The organism is Spirosoma radiotolerans (assembly GCF_000974425.1).
GTDB classification, from domain to species: Bacteria; Bacteroidota; Bacteroidia; order Cytophagales; family Spirosomataceae; genus Spirosoma; species Spirosoma radiotolerans.
In genome coordinates this window covers 5306852-5326636 of record NZ_CP010429.1, presented here as the reverse complement: position 1 = coordinate 5326636, position 19785 = coordinate 5306852, and the positions used below count along the sequence as shown (strand labels likewise).

Below are 19785 nucleotides of genomic sequence, written 5' to 3'. Positions count from 1 at the left end.
ATTTGGCTACTTTTCCCAGAAAACTACACGTTGTCAGTCACATGGCCGCTACGTGATTTAGTTAATGGCCGTAATCGGGCTGAGGTCAACTAATGCACAACACTTCAATAAGGAAATTGCCGGGTGCCGTAACGTAGAATGACATCGTTCCCCGCCCTCCATAAGTATGAGGTTCTTTACCAACGTCGATGCCATTCGCTTTCAGATTCTGGTAGATGGCCATAACCTGTTCGGGTGTTTCCTGCACAAAGCCAAGGTGAAAATCGGCAGGATACTGGACTGTCTGGTCTTTGTGGAAGTTGCTGATCGACAAAATAAAGTCATCCTCGTCTTTCAGGATGGCAATGATGTTATCTCCTTTTACTTCCAGACACTGGAAACCAAAATACGTTTCGAAAAAAGCTTTTGTTTCTGCCACATCGGGCACCGATAAGTTCAGATGCTTGAGCGCCATATGCTTGTTTTTAACTGCTTCTACAAATGTACACATATAAAAGATTGTTCAGGATAACCCATGAAAAAGGCCGATCCTGCTGAATCGGCCTCGTTGGTCAGGCGTGTTGCCCTTTGTGTTTTCCTTCTCTGATTTCTTCAATCATTTTTCGATTGAAAGCCGGTATGTCATCGGGCTTGCGACTGGTCACCAACCCCTGGTCGGTGACAACTTCTTCGTCTACCCAGTTGGCGCCAGCATTCTTCAGATCCGTCTGGATAGATGGGTAAGACGTGAGTTTCCGCCCCCGAACAACGTCGGCTTCGATGAGCATGATTGGCGCATGGCAAATGGCCGCCACGGGCTTCTGCGATTCGAAGAAATGCCGGACAAACTGCACGGCCTGGGGCTCTGTCCGGAGGTTATCCGGGTTCATAACGCCACCGGGTAATAATAAGGCATCATACTGATTTGGGTCAGCGCCAGCCAGAGGCAGATCGACCGGGAAGCTGTCGCCCCAGTCCGTTTCATCCCAGCCCTTTACCTCACCGCCCTTCGGCGAGATAAGGTGCGTCGTGGCACCTGCGTCCTGTAGCGCTTTGCGTGGTTCGGTCATTTCGACCTGTTCAAATCCATCGGTTAGCAGAATCGCTACCTTCTTTCCCTGCAATCGTTGCTGCGTTTCCATAATACGTTGAGAATTTAGTTTTGGCAGGCTTTTATAATGAGCCTGATAAAGTATCAACTGCGGAAACAGGCTTAAGGTTATGTCTATGAAGCACGCTGTTAATAATCAACGTATCTTTAATTTCTGCCTGATAGAGAGTGGCGTTGAAGGTGCGTTGCTACCTGAATGACAGGGCTGGCGAGTCTGCTCAACGTCTTATAAACCCTTCCATACTGGTAAAAGGCGAGCCTGGTCATTCAGCACATTAACCCGCCGTTTTTTGTTACGTTTGTATTATGGATTCTAAATCATGTGAGAAAGCCACGGGGGCTATGGCCGATAAGTATCGGCTCTCGATCATACTGGAATTAGCCCAGCGGGAGAGTATGACTCCAACTGATATTCAGGAGCTAACGGGCCTGTCGCAACCTTGCGTGTCGCACCACGTCCGGCTGCTGACCGAGAGTGAATTGGTTTATGCGGCTAAGGAAGGACGCAATGTGCACTTGCGTCTCAATAAAGAGAAGGTTAAACAATTATCGACTTTTCTGGCAAAGCTGATCTAAAAATTTAGTTAAAGACATTCAAACTTTTAAATATATCAAAGCGTTTTCTGCCCGAATACTACACGCTAAATCCGTATCCGTCGTGATACTAACAGATGGCACAAAAACTTTTTTCAGAAGCGAGCCTTGGTAATCTGACTCTTCAGAACCACATCGTTATGGCTCCCATGACGCGCAACCGCGCAACCGTCGATCATGCTGTAACGCCTATTATGGCAACGTATTACGCGCAGCGGGCATCGGCTGGTTTGATCGTAACAGAAGGAATTGCTCCATCGCCCAATGGCAATGGGTATGCCCGCGTGCCGGGTCTGTACACGGCTGACCAGGTAGCAGGCTGGAAAAACGTGACAGACGCTGTTCATGCAAAAGGTGGTAAAATTTTCGCCCAGCTTATGCACTCAGGCCGCATTGGGCATACTGTCAATATGCACGAAGGGGGCGAGGTTGTGGCTCCATCTGCCCTTGCTGCCGGTGGACAGATTTACACCGATACCGATGGCATGCTGGATCACCCAACGCCCCGTGCCCTATCAACCGATGAGGTAAAGCAAACGGTACAGGAATTTGTGCAGGCGGCTAAAAATGCTATCGAGGCTGGTTTCGATGGGGTCGAAATTCACGGTGCCAACGGCTATCTGGTGGAGCAGTTTTTGCGTTCGACCACTAACCAACGGACTGACGAATACGGTGGTTCGGCTGAAAACAATGCCCGCTTTGCCCTCGAAGTTGCCGAGCAAACAGCGCAGGCCATTGGAAAAGAGAAGACGGGTATCCGGCTGTCGCCTTATGGTGTGTTCAACGACATGCCCTATTCGCCAGATGACGACAAAATCTATCATTATGTAGCCAAGAAGCTGTCCGATTATGTAGTCTACGTTCACCTGGTCGATCACGAATCGATGGGCGCGCCCGCTGTTGATCCGGCTATTGTCGAGGCTATTCGCGAGAACTATACGGGTACGCTGATTTTGAGCGGAGGCTACGATGCTGAACGGGCCGAAGTCGACCTGATAAGCGGAAAAGCCGACTTAGTGGCCATGGGCCGGCCATTCATTGCCAACCCCGATCTCGTAGAACGGCTGAAAACGGGTGCCGAACTCAATCAACCCGACTTTAATACGTTCTATACACCCGATGAAAAAGGGTATACGGATTATCCGGTGCTGGAAGAAGTGAAGGCATAACCTTCGCTCTGGTTTGTTATACAAGCGTGCCCATCTGACTGGTCAGATGGGCACGCTTGCGTTACAGGCTTTCGTTAAACCGGGTTTTCAATTTTGGCGTTTTGCTTATGTTCGCTCAACGATAAGAGAAGATTGTTGACTACTTCAAAGCAGGCATATAGGTGGTCTGGAATATTATTCCGGAACAGGAGGTGGTTTACGTCTACACCTCTCGTAAGCAGGTTACCATCGGTTTAGAAGGTGACGTTTGCTCAGCTTTCCCGGTTTTGTCTGATTTTATGATTACCGTCAACGACTTGTTCGCGCCATTCGTAGCTTAGGACGATTGATAGTATAAACGCCGAAGGCGTATCATGGAATACCTCTTTTCAGGATTACATGATATGCCTTCGGCGTTTATACTAGATTAAGGTCGGAATTAGACCAAAACTGCCTTTAAAATTTGCTCTAAAATAAGCCGTCCATTTATGTTGCCGAGTGCTGGGTCAGCAGCGCGCTCAGGGTGGGGCATCATACCGAATACGTTTTTGCTTTTGTTGGTTACGCCCGCAATATTTTCCAGACTACCATTGGGGTTGGCTTCTTCTGTTACGGCGCCGGTAGCGTCGCAATACCGAAATAGTACCTGGTTATTGTCGTTAAGCGCTTTCAACGTATCTGCATCGGCAAAATACCGACCATCGCCATGAGCGATGGGGATTTTGTAGGCGGGTTTAGTCAATTCGGCGGTTAAGAGGGCGTCGGTCGATTCGGGTTTCAGATAAATATTCTTGCAAACATATTTCTGGCTGCTGTTTTGCAGCAAAACGCCCGGCACCAGCCGAGCCTCGGCCAAAATCTGGAAACCATTGCAGATACCCATCAGGTAACCACCCCGGTTGGCATGGGCAATAACCTCGTTCATGATCGGCGAAAACCGGGCCACGGCTCCCGTGCGCAGGTAGTCGCCATAAGAGAAACCACCGGGCAGAATAATAAAATCGCAGCCTTGCAGGTCATGATCTTTATGCCAGAGTTTTACAACTTCCTGGTCCATCAGTTCCAGTGCGTCTACTGCGTCCTGATCGCAGTTGGAACCGGGAAAAACAACAACGCCAAATTTCATAGCGGGAGAATTGCTAAATCGAAGTAATACACAAAGATAACAGTTCAGTCGCTACTTCTACGACTCAATTGTCGTCTTCTCGCTAATTCAGCACCAATAAGTTATACGGCAGGTGCCCATATAAACAGACCGCCGGAGATTAACCCGGCGGTCTTACAATCTTCAGGAAGGCGATGTGGTATGTCTGTAGATAGAAATTACTCTACAAATATGATGGATAAGCCTAGTTGAGTATAGGGGAGATTTCACCAATGTAAGGCGGGAAAAACACGGTACTTAACATGGGAAATTTCCCGTTGTTCACCCCAAAAATTTGACCACTATTAGCTAACTTGTTAATAGTTAAGGCTATATGCAAAGTGCTATTCTAGAATAGACTTTTTGTTTGTGTCTACATGTATACCTTTGCTAAAATCGGCACCTTCACTCATTTTTAATCTTTGACTATGTTAGAGTTCGTGTTTAAAAAATCAGATATGATTGCGTTAATTGACGAATCGGGTGATCCTGCTGAGGGAAATGTGGTGGTCAGATTGAAGTTTGGCCACAAAGACGGCAACTCGTTTCCGGCTTTTATAACCGCCTACTGCGAACGAAACGCGGGCGAGATGACAACAGACGAAATTGATGGTTGCCCCCGGCCTCCTGGCTGTGATTAACCGGCTTATTATTTACACCCTTTACCCGATCGTAGGCAGTGGTTTCAAAAGCCATTAACTATCTTGATACTGTCCCGCCTTTGCTGTTACTCATCCTGGCCCTTCCCACGGTGCGTTGGCAAGAGCGGAACTATATCGTGTATTATCTGTGCGGCCAATTTTTTTTCAATGGCTATGCCAATTGGCTGAACGAACTGGAGAAGGATAACCTGTTTGCCTATTCACTGAATTTTTCCTGGGCTTATTACAGCCTGTCACTGTATTTTGCCCGGCTTTATGCATCCCGCAAATGGGAATGGTTTATTCTGGGCCTGGTTGCCTTGTACCAGCTAAATTTAATCTATACGCTACAGGCGTCGAGCACGGTGGCTGATTTCAATAGCGTATCCTTTGGGGTAGTTAGTTTACTCATTACAATTGCCTGCCTGTTTTACTACAGACAACGGCTGGCTGAACAACCAAAGGAAAATATTTTAACGGTTAGTGATTTCTGGTACGTCAACGGTATCTTCACGTATTACACCAGCAATTTCTTTATTTTCCTGACTTACAATTCACTGGTTAGTCGAAACTATGCCAATATTGGCATAATCTGGAAAATTCATAATGTGGTTTTTCTGGTGATGTGCGTTTACTTTTTTATTGGTATGCGATGCAAGCCCTTACCGGAGAAATAGAAATCGTTAGTATCGCTACGATATTTTTACTGTTCATAACGGGGGCACCCATTGCCTTTTTCATGATGCACCAGCGGCAGTATCTGCGCTATCTGCAGGATAAAGAACAGATTAAGAATCTTTACCAGCGCGAACTCCTCCAGTCGCAGCTCGAAATTCAGAACCAAACACTTCAGCAGGTGGGTAGTGACCTGCACGATAATGTTGGGCAACTGCTCACCGTCGTCGTGATGCGGCTCAACGAACTCGAAGACGAGATCATGGAACCAGCCAGGCAGGAAGGGGTTCAGCAAACCCGCGAGTTGGTCCGAACGGTCATCTCCGACGTTCGCGCACTGTCCAAAACGCTGGATCACGATACTGTGCGCCGGTTTGGGCTGTTGCCCAGTCTGACCCTTGAACTGGAACGAATTCAGCGAACCAAGCGGATACTGGCCGAATTGACTACCATAGGGGAACCCTATTCGTTGGGCGAGCAAACGGAAATGGTCCTGTTGCGGATGACCCAGGAATCCCTTAACAATGCCCTCAAACATGCACAGGCGAGAAATTTGCACGTGCTGACCGATTTTAAATCAGATAGCTTCGCACTAACGATCAGTGATGATGGCCGGGGGTTCAGCGTGACAGAAGCCACTACCCGGCAACTGGAAGCCTCGGGGGCGGGGTTGAGTAACCTGTATCGACGGGCGGGGTTGCTGGGTGGTACCTGCGTTATTCATAGTACACCTGGTGCCGGTACACGCGTTGAAATTCGCATCCCTTACCCCCAAATCAAGCAAGGATAATGGCCAGAAGCTATTAATGTAATGAGTACGGTATCGGAATTATATCTGAAGTTAAAAATAACCTAAGCGCTCTGTTGTGTAGTTTGATTTAGCGGGCTACTTTCAGCCGCCCATAATGCTTATACCAATCGCCCCATGTCTGTACTCATTGCCATTGCTGACGATCATACCTTATTGGCTTCTGCTTTGTCAGACATGATTCGAAAATTTGAGCACTACGATGTATTGCTCGTAGCCGAGAATGGGCGCGATTTGCTGGATCAGTTGGCGCATAGTACGCAGCTACCCGATATTTTACTGCTGGATTTGAGCATGCCTGTAATGGACGGGTTTGAAACGGCCATTCACCTGCGGCAACTGTATCCATCCATACGCGTATTGGCGCTTTCGATGGATGATCGTGAGGAACACATTATCAAAATCATACGCGACGGCGCCCGCGGTTATCTGCTTAAAGGGTGCCGACCGGCCGAGTTTCGTCTGGCACTGGACGAAATTATGGCAAAAGGGTATTACTATTCTGAATTTCTGACAACGCAACTAATCCGGAATCTGAATGCCCCAGCCGAGAGCATTCCTAAGCCGCCCTTTGCTCTGAACGGCCGCGAACTTGAGTTCCTGAAAATTGCCTGCAGCGAATTGACCTACACCGAAATTGCGGACAGAATGTGCGTTAGCCCGCGTACCGTAGATGGCTACCGGGAGGTTATCTTTCAGAAGATGAACGTAAAAACGCGCGTAGGTATGGTCATTGAAGGACTTCGGCACGGCTTAATAACGTTGTAGAAGCGTCCTTTCTCCTATCTTTACAGCATGCAATTGCTCTTTCACCGGGTCGATCTTCGGCTTAATCACACATTTACCATTGCGCACGATAGCCGCGACGTTCAGCCAACTCTGATTGTTGAATTACGGGATGGCGACTACCGTGGGTTTGGCGAGGCTACCGCAACCCGCTATTACGGAATTACCATTGATGGTATGATGGCGGCTCTTGAGGCCATCCGAAGCCATATCGAAGCCTACTCTTTACAGGATCCTGCTGATTTCTGGGCGGCTACACAGCCGTATCTGGCGCAAAATCCGTTTGCGCTCTGTGCGCTCGATCAGGCTGCCTGGGATTTGTGGGCAAAAAAACAGCACCAACCGCTCTACAAACTGTGGCAGCTGAACCCGGCGAACAGCCCGTTAACCGATTACACAATCGGGCTGGATACACCCGAGCGGATGGTCGAAAAAATGCAGGAACGCCCCTGGCCACTGTATAAAATTAAATTGGGACGGCCCGACGAGGACTTAACGCTTGTCGGAGCGTTGCGCCAGCATACCGATGCCGTTTTTCGTGTGGATGCCAACTGTGGCTGGTCGGCGGCTGACGCTGTGGCTAAATCCGGCCAACTGAAAGCGTTGGGCGTTGAGTTTATCGAGCAGCCACTCCCCGCCGACGATTGGAACGGGGCCAAACAGGTGTATGAGCAAAGCGCCTTGCCCGTTATTGCCGATGAAAGCTGCATTGTTGAAAGCGATGTGGATCGATGTGCCGGTTATTTTCACGGCGTAAACATCAAACTGACCAAATGTGGCGGACTAACCCCCGCCCGACGCATGATCAGCCGGGCACGCGCGCTGGGTTTACGCGTTATGGTTGGCTGCATGACCGAATCGAGCGTTGGTATTTCGGCCATTGCGCAACTACTTCCCCTGCTCGATTATGCAGACCTGGACGGAGCCATGCTTATTGGCAATGACCCGGCCACCGGTGTTACATTCGACTATGGTAAAGTCGTTTACCCTCCCGAAAATGGCACCGGGGTAAATTTATTGATAAGCGAATGAGTGCGATTTTTTACATAGACCAACTCCCCAACCGAACGATAGACCACGATGGGCAGGCGTATCTTTTCTTTAGTGGAACCGCTTATTTAGGGATACCCCAGCATCCGGACTTTCATCAGCTAATGGCCGAAAGTATGCGCCGGTACGGTACGGTTTTTGGCAGTTCCCGGAACGGAAACGTACGCATTAGCGTGTATGAAGAAGCCGAATCAATGCTGGCCACCCGAATTGGCGCTGAATCAGCCCTGACACTTTCGTCGGGAATGATGGCCGGTCAGGTCGTTATTAACTGGTTGCAAAGTCAGCACTACACCTTCGTGTACGCACCCAAGGCACACCCGGCGCTTTGGCATGCACCGACGGTTACGCTGCCTCAATTGGCCTTTGCCGACTGGACAGCCCAACTACCCGGCCAACTGAGCGCGCTTTCGCCGGGCCCGGTGGCTATTCTGGTCAATTCGCTGGATGCCGTTTGTTCCGACTATTACGATTTCGATTGGATCAATCAGTTGCCCGATAACCGGCCCATCACGCTTATTGTCGATGATTCGCACGGCCTGGGCGTATTGAATAATGGACGCGGAATCTGGCCAACGATTCTACAAAAATCAGTTGATAAGCCCGCATCTGTCCGTATCGTGGGCACGGGGTCGCTGGCGAAAGGAATGGGGTTGCCCGGCGGGGTGGTTTTCGGAGATGCAAACGCGATACAATCCATTCGTCAAACAGCCTTCTTCGGTGCCTGTTCGCCAATGCCACCCGCTTGTCTGGATGCCTTTTTGCGGGCGGATGCCTTGTATGCTGAAGGGCAGGAGCGACTTCAGCGGAATATAAAATTGGCGGAGCACTTGTTGTTACCAACCGGGTTGTTTCATCAGGCAAGCGGGTATCCCGTGTTTTTCACGGAACACGATGCGTTGTACGCGAACCTGCTTCAGAAGAATATATTGATTTACTCATTTGCGTATCCAACGGCGGCTGACCGGGCCAATACCCGTATCGTAATCAGTGCTTTTCACGAAGTAGCGGATATTGAATGGCTGGCGGAGTCGATTTTCGGCTAGTATGCTGGAGTCGGCTGGTCTATAGTATCTTGGCAAGCTCCAGTCTGGCCATCAGTATAAGAACAACACGGGCCAAGCTGGAGCTTGGCCCAGACAAAACATTCCTCATGAATCGACCCATCAACAAACTACTTACGTCGCCAGTACTCGTTATCCTGGTCCTCGCTTTGGGGCTTTTACCCGTTCAGGTGGTTACGCCATCGGCTACGTCCGGGCGGGCAGCAGCGCCCATCCTGACCGGGGCCGATCAGGTTGATCGCTATCTGCCTTACCTGAAAGGTAAGCGGATTGCTCTGGTTGTCAATCAGACGTCAATCATTGGTACGCGGCCTAGTGTCGATAGTTTGTTGAGTCGGGGCGTTAAGATTGTGAAAGTCTTCGGGCCTGAACATGGCTTTCGGGGAAATGCCAGCAACGGCGCGAAGGTGAGTGACGAAGTCGATGCGAAAACAGGCATACCGGTCATCTCCTTATACGGCAAAAACAAGAAACCTTCCCGCGAGCAGCTGGCGGATGTCGATCTGCTGATTTACGACATTCAGGATGTGGGTGCCCGTTTCTATACGTACATCAATACGCTGGATCATGTCATGGAGGCTTGTGCCGAAAATGGCAAGGAACTCATGATTCTGGACCGGCCTAACCCCAACGGTTATTTGGTCGATGGCCCTATTCTGGACGATCACCTGCATTCGGGCATCGGGATGCACCGCATCCCCATCAGCCATGGCCTGACCATTGCTGAGTTTGCCCAACTGATCAATGGGGAGGGCTGGCTTCCGAACCGGGCTCAGTGTAAACTGCGAATCGTTAAGGTTGCGAATTACGCGCACGACATGCCTTATGAATTGCCCGTGTTTCCCTCGCCTAATCTGAACACCCAGCAATCCATACTACTATACCCCAGTATTTGCTGGTTCGAAGGGACGATCATTAGTCAGGGACGAGGCACCTACATGCCGTTTACGGTGCTGGGTGCTCCGGCGCTCAAAGGGCAATACTCGTTTTCATTTAAGCCGGTTAGCCTGAAAGGGATGAGCGAAACCCCGCTGCATCAGGATACTGATTGTTACGGACTCGATCTACGGCAGTACGATACCGCTAAGCTTCGCAAAAGTAAACAGCTTAATCTGGCCTGGTTGATGGAGTTGTACAAGGCTTATCCAGATAAGGAACGCTTTTTCGACGCCACCCAAAGTAAGCAGATGGGTAATTTCGATAAACTGGCGGGTACCGAAAACCTGAAAAAGCAGATCATTGCGGGGACGCCGGAAGCGGAGATTCGTAAAAGCTGGGAGCCGGGCCTTTCGGGCTTCAAAACCCTGCGCAAGAAGTATTTACTATATCCATAACGGCGTACCAGGAACGCAAGGATAAGCCCGTTTTCTATAATCTTAAATGGATTGCCACAAAAGACACTGATATCGTGTATAGGGCAAACAAAGGTTATCAACTATGAAAAAACGGTACGCCCTCCTTGTCCTCGTTACACTGGCTTTTGCTGCCTGTAGCAAGAAATCAGACGTTACACCCGCTGACCCTGCCACGGTAGTCGCGGGTACGTATGCAATGACCAACCTGCGCTACGATTCGGCCGGTGTGAGTGTTTATAACATTACCTTACCCGCCAACTCGATATCCGGGACAATTGTCGCCCGGCGCGACTCCGCTACGGTCATCTATACGACCTACACCATCAAACAGACTGGGTACAGTGATTACAACGATACGTTTGGTCAATTGAAGTTGCAGGGTACTACGGCTCCATATGACATTTATTATGGAGCAAATAAAGTAGGTACTACGGATGGGAAAACGTTTACCATCGATTATTCCTATACAGATCAGGGCACGACTTACCGTGAGGTTTACGCCGGACAAAAGCAATAAGGCATTGGTGATGCCTTTTGTCATAGCGCCAACTTGCTCCGTTTTACCTGTCGGGATCAACTAATCACTTCAGTCCTGATAAAAAGGCCAGACTTGGGAGCATTTGTTCCATGGAGCGCGACGATTCGTCCTCGATGAAGAAATGCTTCACGCCTGATTTTTTGGCCTGTTTCATGATGGCCGCAATCCCCACATCACCCTGTCCCAGGGCCACGTTCGACTCAACGTCGGAATGGCCGTTGTTACTATCGGGGGTGCCGGGTTTGCGGTCCTTTAAGTGCATCAGCAGAAACCGCTTGTGGTATTTCTGCAACAGGGCCACCGGATCATAGCCGGGGGCTTTTACCCAAAAAACATCCATCTCGAAATTAACGGATTTTGGGTCCAGGTTCTCGGCTAAATAATCGAAAAACGTCCCGTCTTTGTAGGTCTGGAACTCATAGCCGTGGTTGTGGTAGCAGAACGTTATCCCGTTCTCGGCCAGTAGTTTACCCGCTGTATTGAACACGTCGATGGCTCGGTCGGCATCGTAAATGGTGAACGCATCGCCCGCGTGAGGAATCCAGGTACAAACCACATATTTAGCGCCCAACGCTTTGGCTTCGGCAATAATCTTCGGCACATTATTGTCCAGATCCTCATAACTGGCACCTGTACTAATGGCTTTGATACCATTTTGGTCCAGCAGTTTTCGGAAATCAGCTAAACTCAGGCCGTAGGTTCCCGCAATCTCTGCTTCGCGGAAGCCCATTTCTTTCACTTTCGCCATCGTTCCCGGAACATCTTTGGCGAATTGGGTGCGGAAACTATACAGTTGCAGACCCACAGGGGCCGGTTTCTGCGCCAGGGCAACCAAACCACTCAGGAGTAGCCCGGCGAGTAAGCAGGTAAATTTTGTGTTCATGGAGCGAAGGTTTGTGGTAACTGTTTTATGGTTTGTGGTTTACGGTTTTTGGTATTCGGTAGGCTGACCGCACCGGCGGACCGGCGAAAGCAAGACGTGTGTGTCAGCCACCGAATACTAAAAACCGTAAACCACAAACCATAAACTATTTACCTGTCTGGGTAGTGAACGTACTCTCAAAAATCTTGTCGGCGTTGCCAGTTTCGAACCCTTCGCGCCGGTGCTGACGGGTGAGCTGATCGGCGGGAAGGTACCGGAAGGGGGGCAGCACGCGCCGTTCAGCAAACTCAACATACGAACCCGCAATGCGGAAAATAGCCCCATCGGCAAACTCGGCGTCGATCATCTGGGCTACGGTAGAGGCCTGTCGCAGGTCGCCGTCCGGACTGACTTTAATAATACCACCTGCCGAATTGAGTCGTAAACCCCGCTCCTGCAGAAAAGCCACAAACTCGTCGATGGTGTTATAACCCGGCTTGAGGTTGTGTACACTGATGGTAAAATGATTCAGGTAATAGCGGTTGTAAATAACCCAAGCCGCGTATTCGCTTTCGGCTAGGAGCGTCTGGTAGTCGGCCAGTGTGGGCGTTTCCCAAAGTGGCTGGTGCAGAAACTGGTCAATGGCCTGGGCGTCGTTCAGATCCAGCGAATCGACGGGGTCGCTGGTTACCGTGTCTGTGTAGCGATGAATGATCCGCTGGGCTTCTACCGACAATTCATTGACGCGCAGCTCGCTGGCGAAAATCCGGGGCAGATCAGGCCGGGGCGAGTCCACGCCGGGCGGACTGTACCAGTAAGCGGACAATTTCTTCTCGACGAAATTGTAGCTATCGCGCCGTTCGTAGCCAAGATGCATGAATATCTTCTCGAACGAGGCCAGACCCAGATTGGGGACGCCCATTGTCCGGAAGGCAATATGGTCATTCTCAATCTCATTCGGCGACTGAATAACGCCCGCATCGAGCATAGCGTCCAGTACCTTCTGCACATCAGGAACGCGTTCGCTGTATCGGCGCATCAGTCCGCTCATTACAGCGTCAACCGTGGTGGTCGTTGGTGAAGTTGTCATGTTTTTCAGTTGTGGTTGTGGTATACGGTTTGTGGTTTAAGGCTCTCGACAAACCGTATACCACAAACCAAAAACCGTTAACTTTCCCGCCACCGGCTTCTGGCCAGGATAACATCTTTGCCCGATTCGGTCTGGACGATCCGATGACGTATCGACGAATCGGTCTCGTCCATCGACTGAATCTCCAGCCAATCATGCCAATGACTTTCAGTACGGTAAACTAAATCAATTTCGGCAATTTCCCGCGTTTGTAACACATCCGCATCAACGGCTTCGAGCAACCATTGTACATACGCCACATTATTGACGTGTTTATTCTGGTCGATGCTCAACCAACCGACTTCTACCCGTTTAGTATCCGTGGGCGAAAACGCAGCCATTTGAAAATCGGGTTTGGTGGGTAAAGTGGGTAACGGATCAACGTTGGTTGGTGGGCTCAGGCTCCGAATAAAATCGGGTAGCGCAACCATGCTCCGTTTTTCCATACTGAAGACAAGCCACGTACTGCTGGCATCGGCCAACAGGGTTCCATCTTCCGCAACGACCCGAAAATCACGATGAATAAAATACTTTTCAACCGTTGTAGGGTACGTCATCAACTGGATTGTCTGGCTGTAACGCGGATATTGGTGCATCCGGAGGCAAAAGCGCATCAGCATCCAGCCAAAGCCCTTTTGGGCCAGGTCGGCAATACCGATGCCGTAGTCAATGGCGTTGCGATTAGCCGACTCCTGCATCAGGTTCATCAGGGCCGGAATACTCATTCGCCCAAAAGCATCGCATTCGTAGCCGCGCAGGGTAAAGGTGTCTGTCTGGATAAAAGCCATAGTGTAAAGGTAAGCGGAAGGCACAAGAAAAAGCCCCATTGCGGCTGGCGCAATGGGGCTTTTTCTATGCTAACGAACCGACTACTGGGCAGTCGATGTTGGCGTTGAATTCTCTTTGGTACCGTACCGCTTGCGGAACTTGTCCACACGACCGGCCGTATCAAGCAGTACGTTTTTACCCGTGTAGAAAGGGTGCGACTGCGAGCTAACTTCAATCTTTACGAGCGGGTAGGTCTGGCCTTCATACTCGATAGTGTCTTTGGTTTGAACGGTTGAGCGGGTCAGAAATTTATAGTCGCTCGACAGATCGTGGAATACCACTTCGCGGTAATCCGGGTGAATGCCCTTTTTCATGATGAATCTCAGTTTCTTATCATCTTCTCGGTTTCCGACCGAAAAGGACTGCAAATGTACGGTCTTTCGCTGGAATAGCCAAGCCTTTTTTTGCTTCTTTTATGAGGTGATTATGAGGCAACTAAATCTGTGCCGTTTCCTAATAATTCGGTAACAAAGCCTTGTGGCTCTCTTTCTTTCTTCTTATTTTTCCAGTGAAATATACTTCCTTCTTTGAACAGTACAGGACGGAATCTGTCCAGCCGCCCGATTAATAAAATCTCTTTTTTTTATTTCCTAGATCAGTTCTCCAACGGGATATTGTTAAGTACCTAACACTGACGTCTTAACAATTTCTTAACCTGATTGGTAGAGTTGCACCTTTCAAGGATTGATCAATGTACCTGAACCTTCCAGGTTGCTTTTCCGTCTATTTCAAAAGAACTTTAGAACGCCATTCGATTCGGCAACAGCCCTTGGTTGTGGTTGATCTGGGTCGGATATGGTCTGCACCAATAGCCTTCAGAAAGGCAAGAATACTTTACCGTTGAATCTGAACGTAGTATAAGTCTATCTTAAATTGAATTAGTCATCTTTTTTATACATTAAAACTAACCCAAACGCTCATGTTTGTAGTTAAACGCGATGGCCGCCGGGAGTCGGTAAAGTTCGACAAAATCACCGCTCGGATCGAGAAACTATGTTATGGCCTCGACCCCGCTTATGTACAGCCTGTAGAGGTAGCTGTAAAGGTCGTTAGTGGTCTCTACGACGGAGTTAAAACCACTGAACTCGACAACCTGGCTGCCGAAACAGCCGCGTCGATGACGACAAAGCACCCGGATTATGCTATTCTGGCTGCCCGGGTCGCTATCTCGAACCTGCACAAGGAGACCAATAAGTCATTTTCGGGAACGATTAAAAAACTCTACCAGTACGAAGACCCCAAAACCGGTGAAAATGCCTCGCTGATTTCCAAAGAGGTGTATGACGTTGTGCGTCAGCATGCAGCCCTGCTGGATTCGACGATCATTTACGACCGGGATTACGGCTATGATTATTTCGGGTACAAAACACTCGAAAAGTCATATTTGCTGAAGCTGGACGGCCGGATTGCCGAACGTCCGCAGCACATGCTCATGCGCGTAGCCGTCGGGATTCACCAGGAAGATATCGATGCGGCCATTGAGACGTACCACCTGCTCTCCGAAAAGTGGTTTACGCACGCAACGCCGACCCTGTTCAATGCCGGAACGCCAAAACCACAAATGTCGAGCTGTTTCCTGCTGACGATGAAGGACGACTCCATCGACGGTATTTACGACACGCTGAAACAAACCGCCAAGATTTCGCAGTCGGCGGGCGGAATTGGCCTGAGCATCCATAACGTTCGGGCGACGGGTACCTACATCAAAGGCACCAACGGAACCTCCAATGGGATTGTACCGATGCTGCGTGTTTTCAATGACACGGCTCGCTACGTAGATCAGGGTGGTGGTAAGCGGAAAGGCTCGTTTGCGATCTATCTGGAGCCCTGGCACGCTGATGTATTCGATTTCCTGGATCTGAAAAAGAACTCCGGTAAAGAGGAAGGACGTGCCCGCGATTTGTTCTACGCCCTCTGGACGCCGGATCTGTTCATGAAGCGGGTGGAAGATGACGATGTCTGGTCGTTGTTCTGCCCCCACGAGTGCCCCGGTCTGGCCGACTGCTACGGCGATGAGTTTGAAGCGTTGTATACGCGCTACGAACGCGAAGGCCGTGCCCGCCGGACGATAAAGGCGCAGGAGTTGTGGTTCAAAATTCTGGAATCGCAAACCGAAACCGGCACGCCCTACATGCTGTATAAGGATGCGGCCAACAAAAAGTCGAACCAGAAAAACCTCGGTACCATCAAGTCATCGAACCTCTGTACCGAAATCATCGAGTACACGGCGCCCGACGAAATAGCGGTTTGTAACCTGGCCTCCATTGCGTTGCCGAAGTTTATCAAGCGCGATCCGGATGGAATCATGCGTTTCGATCACCAGAAACTGTATGAGGTGACCCGGACCGCTACCCGCAACCTCAACAAGATCATCGACATCAACTATTACCCGGTCGAGGAAGCCCGTCGGAGCAACATGCGCCATCGGCCAATCGGACTGGGTGTGCAGGGTCTTGCCGATGCGTTCATCATGCTGCGGATGCCGTTTGAATCGGAGGAAGCGCGTCGCCTGAACGAAGATATTTTCGAGACCATTTACTTTGGGGCCATGACGTCGTCGATGGAGCAGGCCAAAGAATCTGGTCCTTATGAAACCTGGAAAGGGTCGCCGATCTCAGAAGGGATCTTCCAGTTCGATATGTGGGGTGTAAAACCAAAATCAGGCCGCTGGGATTGGGAAAGCCTGCGGAAGGATGTCGTAGAACACGGCGTTCGGAACTCGCTGTTGCTGGCTCCGATGCCAACGGCGTCGACCTCGCAGATTCTGGGTAACAACGAGTGTTTCGAGCCGTACACGAGCAACATTTATACCCGTCGCGTGTTGTCGGGCGAGTTTGTCGTGGTGAACAAACACCTGCTCAAAGATCTCGTCAAACTGGGCCTTTGGAACGATGCCATGAAGAACAACCTGATTCTGGCCAACGGCTCGATCCAGGCGATTCCGAACATCCCGCAGAACATCAAAGACCTCTATAAGACGGTTTGGGAGATTAAGCAGAAGCACATCATCGACATGGCCGCCGACCGGGGTGCCTACATCTGTCAGTCGCAGTCGCTGAACATCCACATTCAGGATTCGAACTTCGGCAAACTGACGTCTATGCACTTCTACGCCTGGAAAGCAGGTTTGAAAACGGGTATGTATTACCTCCGCACGAAAGCGGCTTCCGACGCGGTGAAGTTCACGGTCGTTCAGCCACAAGCCGAACCCCAGCTGGAGCCGGTTATGGCCGAAGCCATAGCCATCGAAAAGCCCCTCGACTACGTGCAATACGCCAAAGATCACGCGCAAAACACGACGCCACAACCCGTACCGATGGTAACGGACCTCGAACAGCAGTATGCCGCCATGACCTGCTCGCTGGACGATCCGGAAGGCTGTGAGATGTGTGGAAGTTAGTGAATTAGTGTAATGAGATTTTCGCGCTCCCGGCTGTGGTTAACATGGCCGGGAGTTTTTTATTAGTTTTTACTTCGTGCTTCGCCTATTTATATTAATAGTTCAGAAAGTTGTAATGGAGTCGCAAACCGAAGGTTGTTTCAGTTTATGGAATAATTGCAATGGAATTCATTATGCTGTACTTTATAGCCTATTAACCTTAACTCACCTATAGAATGGAAAAAGTTATACCATCCTCGTCAAAGAAATTTATACCTACTCAACCGAAGTTTAACATAATAACCAATCCAACCATTATGGGCTGGATTGCGATAATTGGCCTGCCACTTGGGGCTTGGGGAATATATCTAGCTTATGCTTTTAATAAAGAAGCAAAACCTGTATATAGAGTTATTTCTGATGTGGTTGTAACTGAAAGCCGGTTAAACTCTAAAATAAAGGTATACTATGATTCAATCGAAGTTCAAAATGTCCGATCTGTAACTATAACCTTTTGGAATGCAGGTAACGAGTTTTTGGGTAAAATGGCCTTTTCTCAAGATAAGCCAATCTCCTTAAAAAGGACTACACCTGCTCAAATATTGGAAGCACAATTAGTCGCTACAACACGACCAAACTTGAAATTTTCTCAAGTTTATCAGAGAGGGAAAGTCCCTGGAACATTTGATTGTATTAATTTGCAAATTCAGGGTGACGAAGGATTAGAAGCGAACGACGGAGCAACTTTTTCCATACTTTATACGGGTAAGACAAATGGTAGTTGGTTCGTGGATGCCCGAATAAAAGGAGTACCAAAGGGAGTTCAGCAGGCAGTAGAACAAAATAGGAAATACGACTTTGGAGATATAATGGTTTTCGTAACGTTACTTCTAAGCCTATCAATTCCCTATGGTGAAGTACGTAGAAGAGGGATTACTCCGTTTAGTATATTTCTTTCCTTAATACTGGGCTCACTATTTATATATTTTCTATGGGATATAATTTATATTGGCTATCAAACTGCTACTTTATTATCACCACCTGAAGTATTAGTCAAGTAAAATAATATATCTCTACTTAGATAAGTATTTGATATAGACACAGACTACGCTCAGCCTAATCTGTGTCTGTATAGATTGCTGATACTGCCCTTTATTATTCTACCATATCGGCGTGCAGATACACTTTTATTAATCCTTCTATACTGACGATAGGCATGGCATATGTAACCCCATTACGGTCTGCAAATTCCAGCATATAGTGGCTGTTAGGACCGATGTCAATTAAAACACCAATATCACCCCGGCGGAGATTGTGTTCAGATATAGCTCTTGTGAGTGCTACAACATTATATAGTTTCAACTCGTCCATCGAGTTGTTCATTAGTCATTGATATAACAACTAGTTAATCAAGGAAAGTCTTTGGTGTTATGAATCAAGTAAACTTTAGTCTTTAATTCATTAGCATTATTTCCTTCTCAATCGCTCTTGTCGAATCCCGAATGACTAATTCTCCTTCGAGATTAGCCTGCGTGATGGTGTTATTTTTCTTGATGGCATTCAGCAGAATTTTGGTTGCCAACTGGCCCATTTCCAGCAGGGGCTGTTTTATGTAGGTTATCGGGGTTTGAAACAGGTTGTAGGCTTCGGCCTGATCGATGCTGACGACGGCAATGTCTTCAGGAACGCTCCGGTGCAAGGCGTTGAGCTGCTGCAACCCATACAAGGCAAGGGTATTGGACGCAAACAGAAGCGCGTCGACGGGTTTTGGACCTGTGGTAAGATCGCTCACCGCCTTTCTGACATCGGCTTCTATCGACCCGATGCCTAATTCTTTCACCCACGTTTTGCGAATCGGGATATGGTTATCCTTAAGAGCCGATAGGTAACCCTGTTTGCGATCCTGCAACGTGATTAGGCTCGTCTGAAATGTAATGAGCCCGATCCGCTGATACCCCGAATCGATCAGGTGCTGCACAGCTGTATAAATGGCTCCGTAATTGTCTAAAGCCACATAATTGGTTTTAAGGTCCGGGAAATAACGGTCGATCAGGACAAACGGAATACCTTGTCGTTGCAGCTCGGCAAGCTGTGGCTCAGCGCCTTCGGGGGGCGCAATCAATAAGCCATCGACTTGCCTGTTGAGCAAGGTCGTAATGAGCTTTTGCGACTTCTGAAGCTTTTCATCCGAGCTTCCAAAGAGGACGGTATAATTATACGTATCGGCTTCATCTTCAATAATACGCGCCAGCGACGACGAAAACGGATTCGAAATATCGGATACCACCAGGCCCAGCGTGAAGGTCTTATTTGTCTTGAGACTCTTGGCAATCTGGTTGGGCTGATAGTTCAGTGATCTGGCCACTTCCCTAATTTTCTCGGCCACTTGTTTGTTGATCCGGTTTATCTTCTGATTGTTAAGGACATACGAAACGAGCGTTGTTGAAACGCCCACTAACTGAGCAATATCCTTCAGCGATGTCTTCCTGGTCATGGGAGCAAACATAGGAAAAAGTCAATAAATAATTTAATCGTTTAAACAATTGAATTGTTCAGGTATCGCTCCTAAGGGCCGTATGTTCATCGAAAAGGAATAAAATTGCACTAAAAATTGTACTATTCCGTTAAATTTAGGCCGCTATATAAAGAACTTTCGCCGGTTTAGGCCTAAACCGTTGAAACGTTTAAACCAAA

General features: G+C 48.9%; 21 protein-coding genes. 12 read left to right on the top strand and 9 right to left on the bottom strand.

The annotated features are described in order from the left end of the window. Positions 1 to 85: 85 nt before the first annotated feature. Together SD10_RS21610 and SD10_RS21605 are read right to left on the bottom strand one after the other, a co-directional pair. Complete coding sequence (locus tag SD10_RS21610) at positions 86 to 454, bottom strand: VOC family protein (protein ID WP_046576660.1); 369 nt, start codon at positions 452 to 454, stop codon at positions 86 to 88. 97 nt (positions 455 to 551) lie between these two features. Continuing rightward, entirely contained in the window at positions 552 to 1121 is a 570-nt protein-coding gene (locus SD10_RS21605) for a type 1 glutamine amidotransferase domain-containing protein (RefSeq protein WP_046576658.1), read from the bottom strand. 275 nt (positions 1122 to 1396) lie between these two features. Here SD10_RS21605 and SD10_RS21600 point away from each other — a divergent pair, with 275 nt between their 5' ends. Beyond that, the gene (locus SD10_RS21600; protein WP_046576657.1) at positions 1397 to 1666 is read left to right on the top strand and encodes an ArsR/SmtB family transcription factor; all 270 of its coding nucleotides are present in this window, start codon (positions 1397 to 1399) and stop codon (positions 1664 to 1666) included. Between the two features lie 95 nt (positions 1667 to 1761). Next, the gene (locus SD10_RS21595) at positions 1762 to 2853 is read left to right on the top strand and encodes an alkene reductase (RefSeq protein ID WP_046576656.1); all 1092 of its coding nucleotides are present in this window, start codon (positions 1762 to 1764) and stop codon (positions 2851 to 2853) included. A gap of 418 nt (positions 2854 to 3271) precedes the next feature. Here SD10_RS21595 and purQ read toward each other — a convergent pair whose 3' ends face one another. After that, on the bottom strand, positions 3272 to 3958 hold the full coding sequence (gene purQ, locus SD10_RS21590; protein WP_046576655.1) for a phosphoribosylformylglycinamidine synthase subunit PurQ: 687 nt from the start codon (positions 3956 to 3958) through the stop codon (positions 3272 to 3274). A 446-nt stretch (positions 3959 to 4404) separates the two neighbouring features. Here purQ and SD10_RS21585 point away from each other — a divergent pair, with 446 nt between their 5' ends. The 8 genes from SD10_RS21585 to SD10_RS21550 all read left to right on the top strand — a co-directional run bounded on the left by SD10_RS21585 (position 4405) and on the right by SD10_RS21550 (position 10872). Then, entirely contained in the window at positions 4405 to 4617 is a 213-nt protein-coding gene (locus SD10_RS21585) for a hypothetical protein (protein ID WP_046576652.1), read from the top strand. 80 nt (positions 4618 to 4697) lie between these two features. Further along, complete coding sequence (locus SD10_RS21580) at positions 4698 to 5294, top strand: hypothetical protein (RefSeq protein ID WP_148562488.1); 597 nt, start codon at positions 4698 to 4700, stop codon at positions 5292 to 5294. Next, on the top strand, positions 5270 to 6082 hold the full coding sequence (locus SD10_RS21575) for a sensor histidine kinase (RefSeq protein ID WP_046576649.1): 813 nt from the start codon (positions 5270 to 5272) through the stop codon (positions 6080 to 6082). The genes SD10_RS21580 and SD10_RS21575 overlap by 25 nt, the downstream gene beginning before the upstream one ends. Before the next feature lie 135 nt (positions 6083 to 6217). Beyond that, entirely contained in the window at positions 6218 to 6868 is a 651-nt protein-coding gene (locus SD10_RS21570) for a response regulator transcription factor (protein ID WP_046576648.1), read from the top strand. Positions 6869 to 6895: 27 nt separating this feature from the next. Continuing rightward, a complete protein-coding gene (locus SD10_RS21565; protein WP_046576647.1) occupies positions 6896 to 7918 on the top strand; it encodes a dipeptide epimerase in 1023 nt (340 codons plus the stop codon). Then, on the top strand, positions 7915 to 8982 hold the full coding sequence (locus tag SD10_RS21560; protein WP_046576646.1) for an aminotransferase class I/II-fold pyridoxal phosphate-dependent enzyme: 1068 nt from the start codon (positions 7915 to 7917) through the stop codon (positions 8980 to 8982). The genes SD10_RS21565 and SD10_RS21560 overlap by 4 nt, the downstream gene beginning before the upstream one ends. Positions 8983 to 9089: 107 nt before the next feature. Next, positions 9090 to 10334, top strand: coding sequence for an exo-beta-N-acetylmuramidase NamZ family protein (locus SD10_RS21555; protein ID WP_046579956.1), 1245 nt, complete (start codon positions 9090 to 9092; stop codon positions 10332 to 10334). Positions 10335 to 10437: 103 nt separating this feature from the next. After that, positions 10438 to 10872 carry a hypothetical protein gene (locus SD10_RS21550; RefSeq protein WP_046576645.1) on the top strand — a complete coding sequence of 145 codons (435 nt, stop codon included), beginning with the start codon at positions 10438 to 10440 and terminating at the stop codon, positions 10870 to 10872. A 64-nt stretch (positions 10873 to 10936) separates the two neighbouring features. Here the strand turns inward: SD10_RS21550 and SD10_RS21545 are convergent, their stop codons facing one another. The 4 genes from SD10_RS21545 to SD10_RS21530 all read right to left on the bottom strand — a co-directional run bounded on the left by SD10_RS21545 (position 10937) and on the right by SD10_RS21530 (position 14026). Then, positions 10937 to 11776 (bottom strand): sugar phosphate isomerase/epimerase family protein, encoded by an 840-nt coding sequence (locus SD10_RS21545; RefSeq protein WP_046576644.1) that lies wholly within the window; start codon positions 11774 to 11776, stop codon positions 10937 to 10939. A gap of 145 nt (positions 11777 to 11921) precedes the next feature. After that, positions 11922 to 12845 (bottom strand): DUF1338 domain-containing protein, encoded by a 924-nt coding sequence (locus SD10_RS21540; RefSeq protein ID WP_046576642.1) that lies wholly within the window; start codon positions 12843 to 12845, stop codon positions 11922 to 11924. A gap of 77 nt (positions 12846 to 12922) precedes the next feature. Beyond that, positions 12923 to 13672 (bottom strand): acyl-[acyl-carrier-protein] thioesterase, encoded by a 750-nt coding sequence (locus tag SD10_RS21535; protein WP_046579954.1) that lies wholly within the window; start codon positions 13670 to 13672, stop codon positions 12923 to 12925. Positions 13673 to 13753: 81 nt separating this feature from the next. Then, a complete protein-coding gene (locus tag SD10_RS21530; protein WP_046576640.1) occupies positions 13754 to 14026 on the bottom strand; it encodes a type B 50S ribosomal protein L31 in 273 nt (90 codons plus the stop codon). 605 nt (positions 14027 to 14631) lie between these two features. Here SD10_RS21530 and SD10_RS21525 point away from each other — a divergent pair. Then, complete coding sequence (locus SD10_RS21525; RefSeq protein WP_046576639.1) at positions 14632 to 17112, top strand: ribonucleoside-diphosphate reductase subunit alpha; 2481 nt, start codon at positions 14632 to 14634, stop codon at positions 17110 to 17112. A gap of 215 nt (positions 17113 to 17327) precedes the next feature. Next, positions 17328 to 18152: a hypothetical protein gene (locus SD10_RS21520; RefSeq protein ID WP_148562487.1), complete on the top strand. Its 825-nt coding sequence runs from the start codon at positions 17328 to 17330 to the stop codon at positions 18150 to 18152. Between the two features lie 94 nt (positions 18153 to 18246). Here SD10_RS21520 and SD10_RS21515 read toward each other — a convergent pair whose 3' ends face one another. Both SD10_RS21515 and SD10_RS21510 read right to left on the bottom strand, forming a co-directional pair. Next, the gene (locus tag SD10_RS21515) at positions 18247 to 18462 is read right to left on the bottom strand and encodes a DUF4926 domain-containing protein (RefSeq protein WP_046579952.1); all 216 of its coding nucleotides are present in this window, start codon (positions 18460 to 18462) and stop codon (positions 18247 to 18249) included. 82 nt (positions 18463 to 18544) lie between these two features. Next, positions 18545 to 19585 carry a LacI family DNA-binding transcriptional regulator gene (locus SD10_RS21510; protein WP_046579949.1) on the bottom strand — a complete coding sequence of 347 codons (1041 nt, stop codon included), beginning with the start codon at positions 19583 to 19585 and terminating at the stop codon, positions 18545 to 18547. Positions 19586 to 19785: the final 200 nt, after the last annotated feature.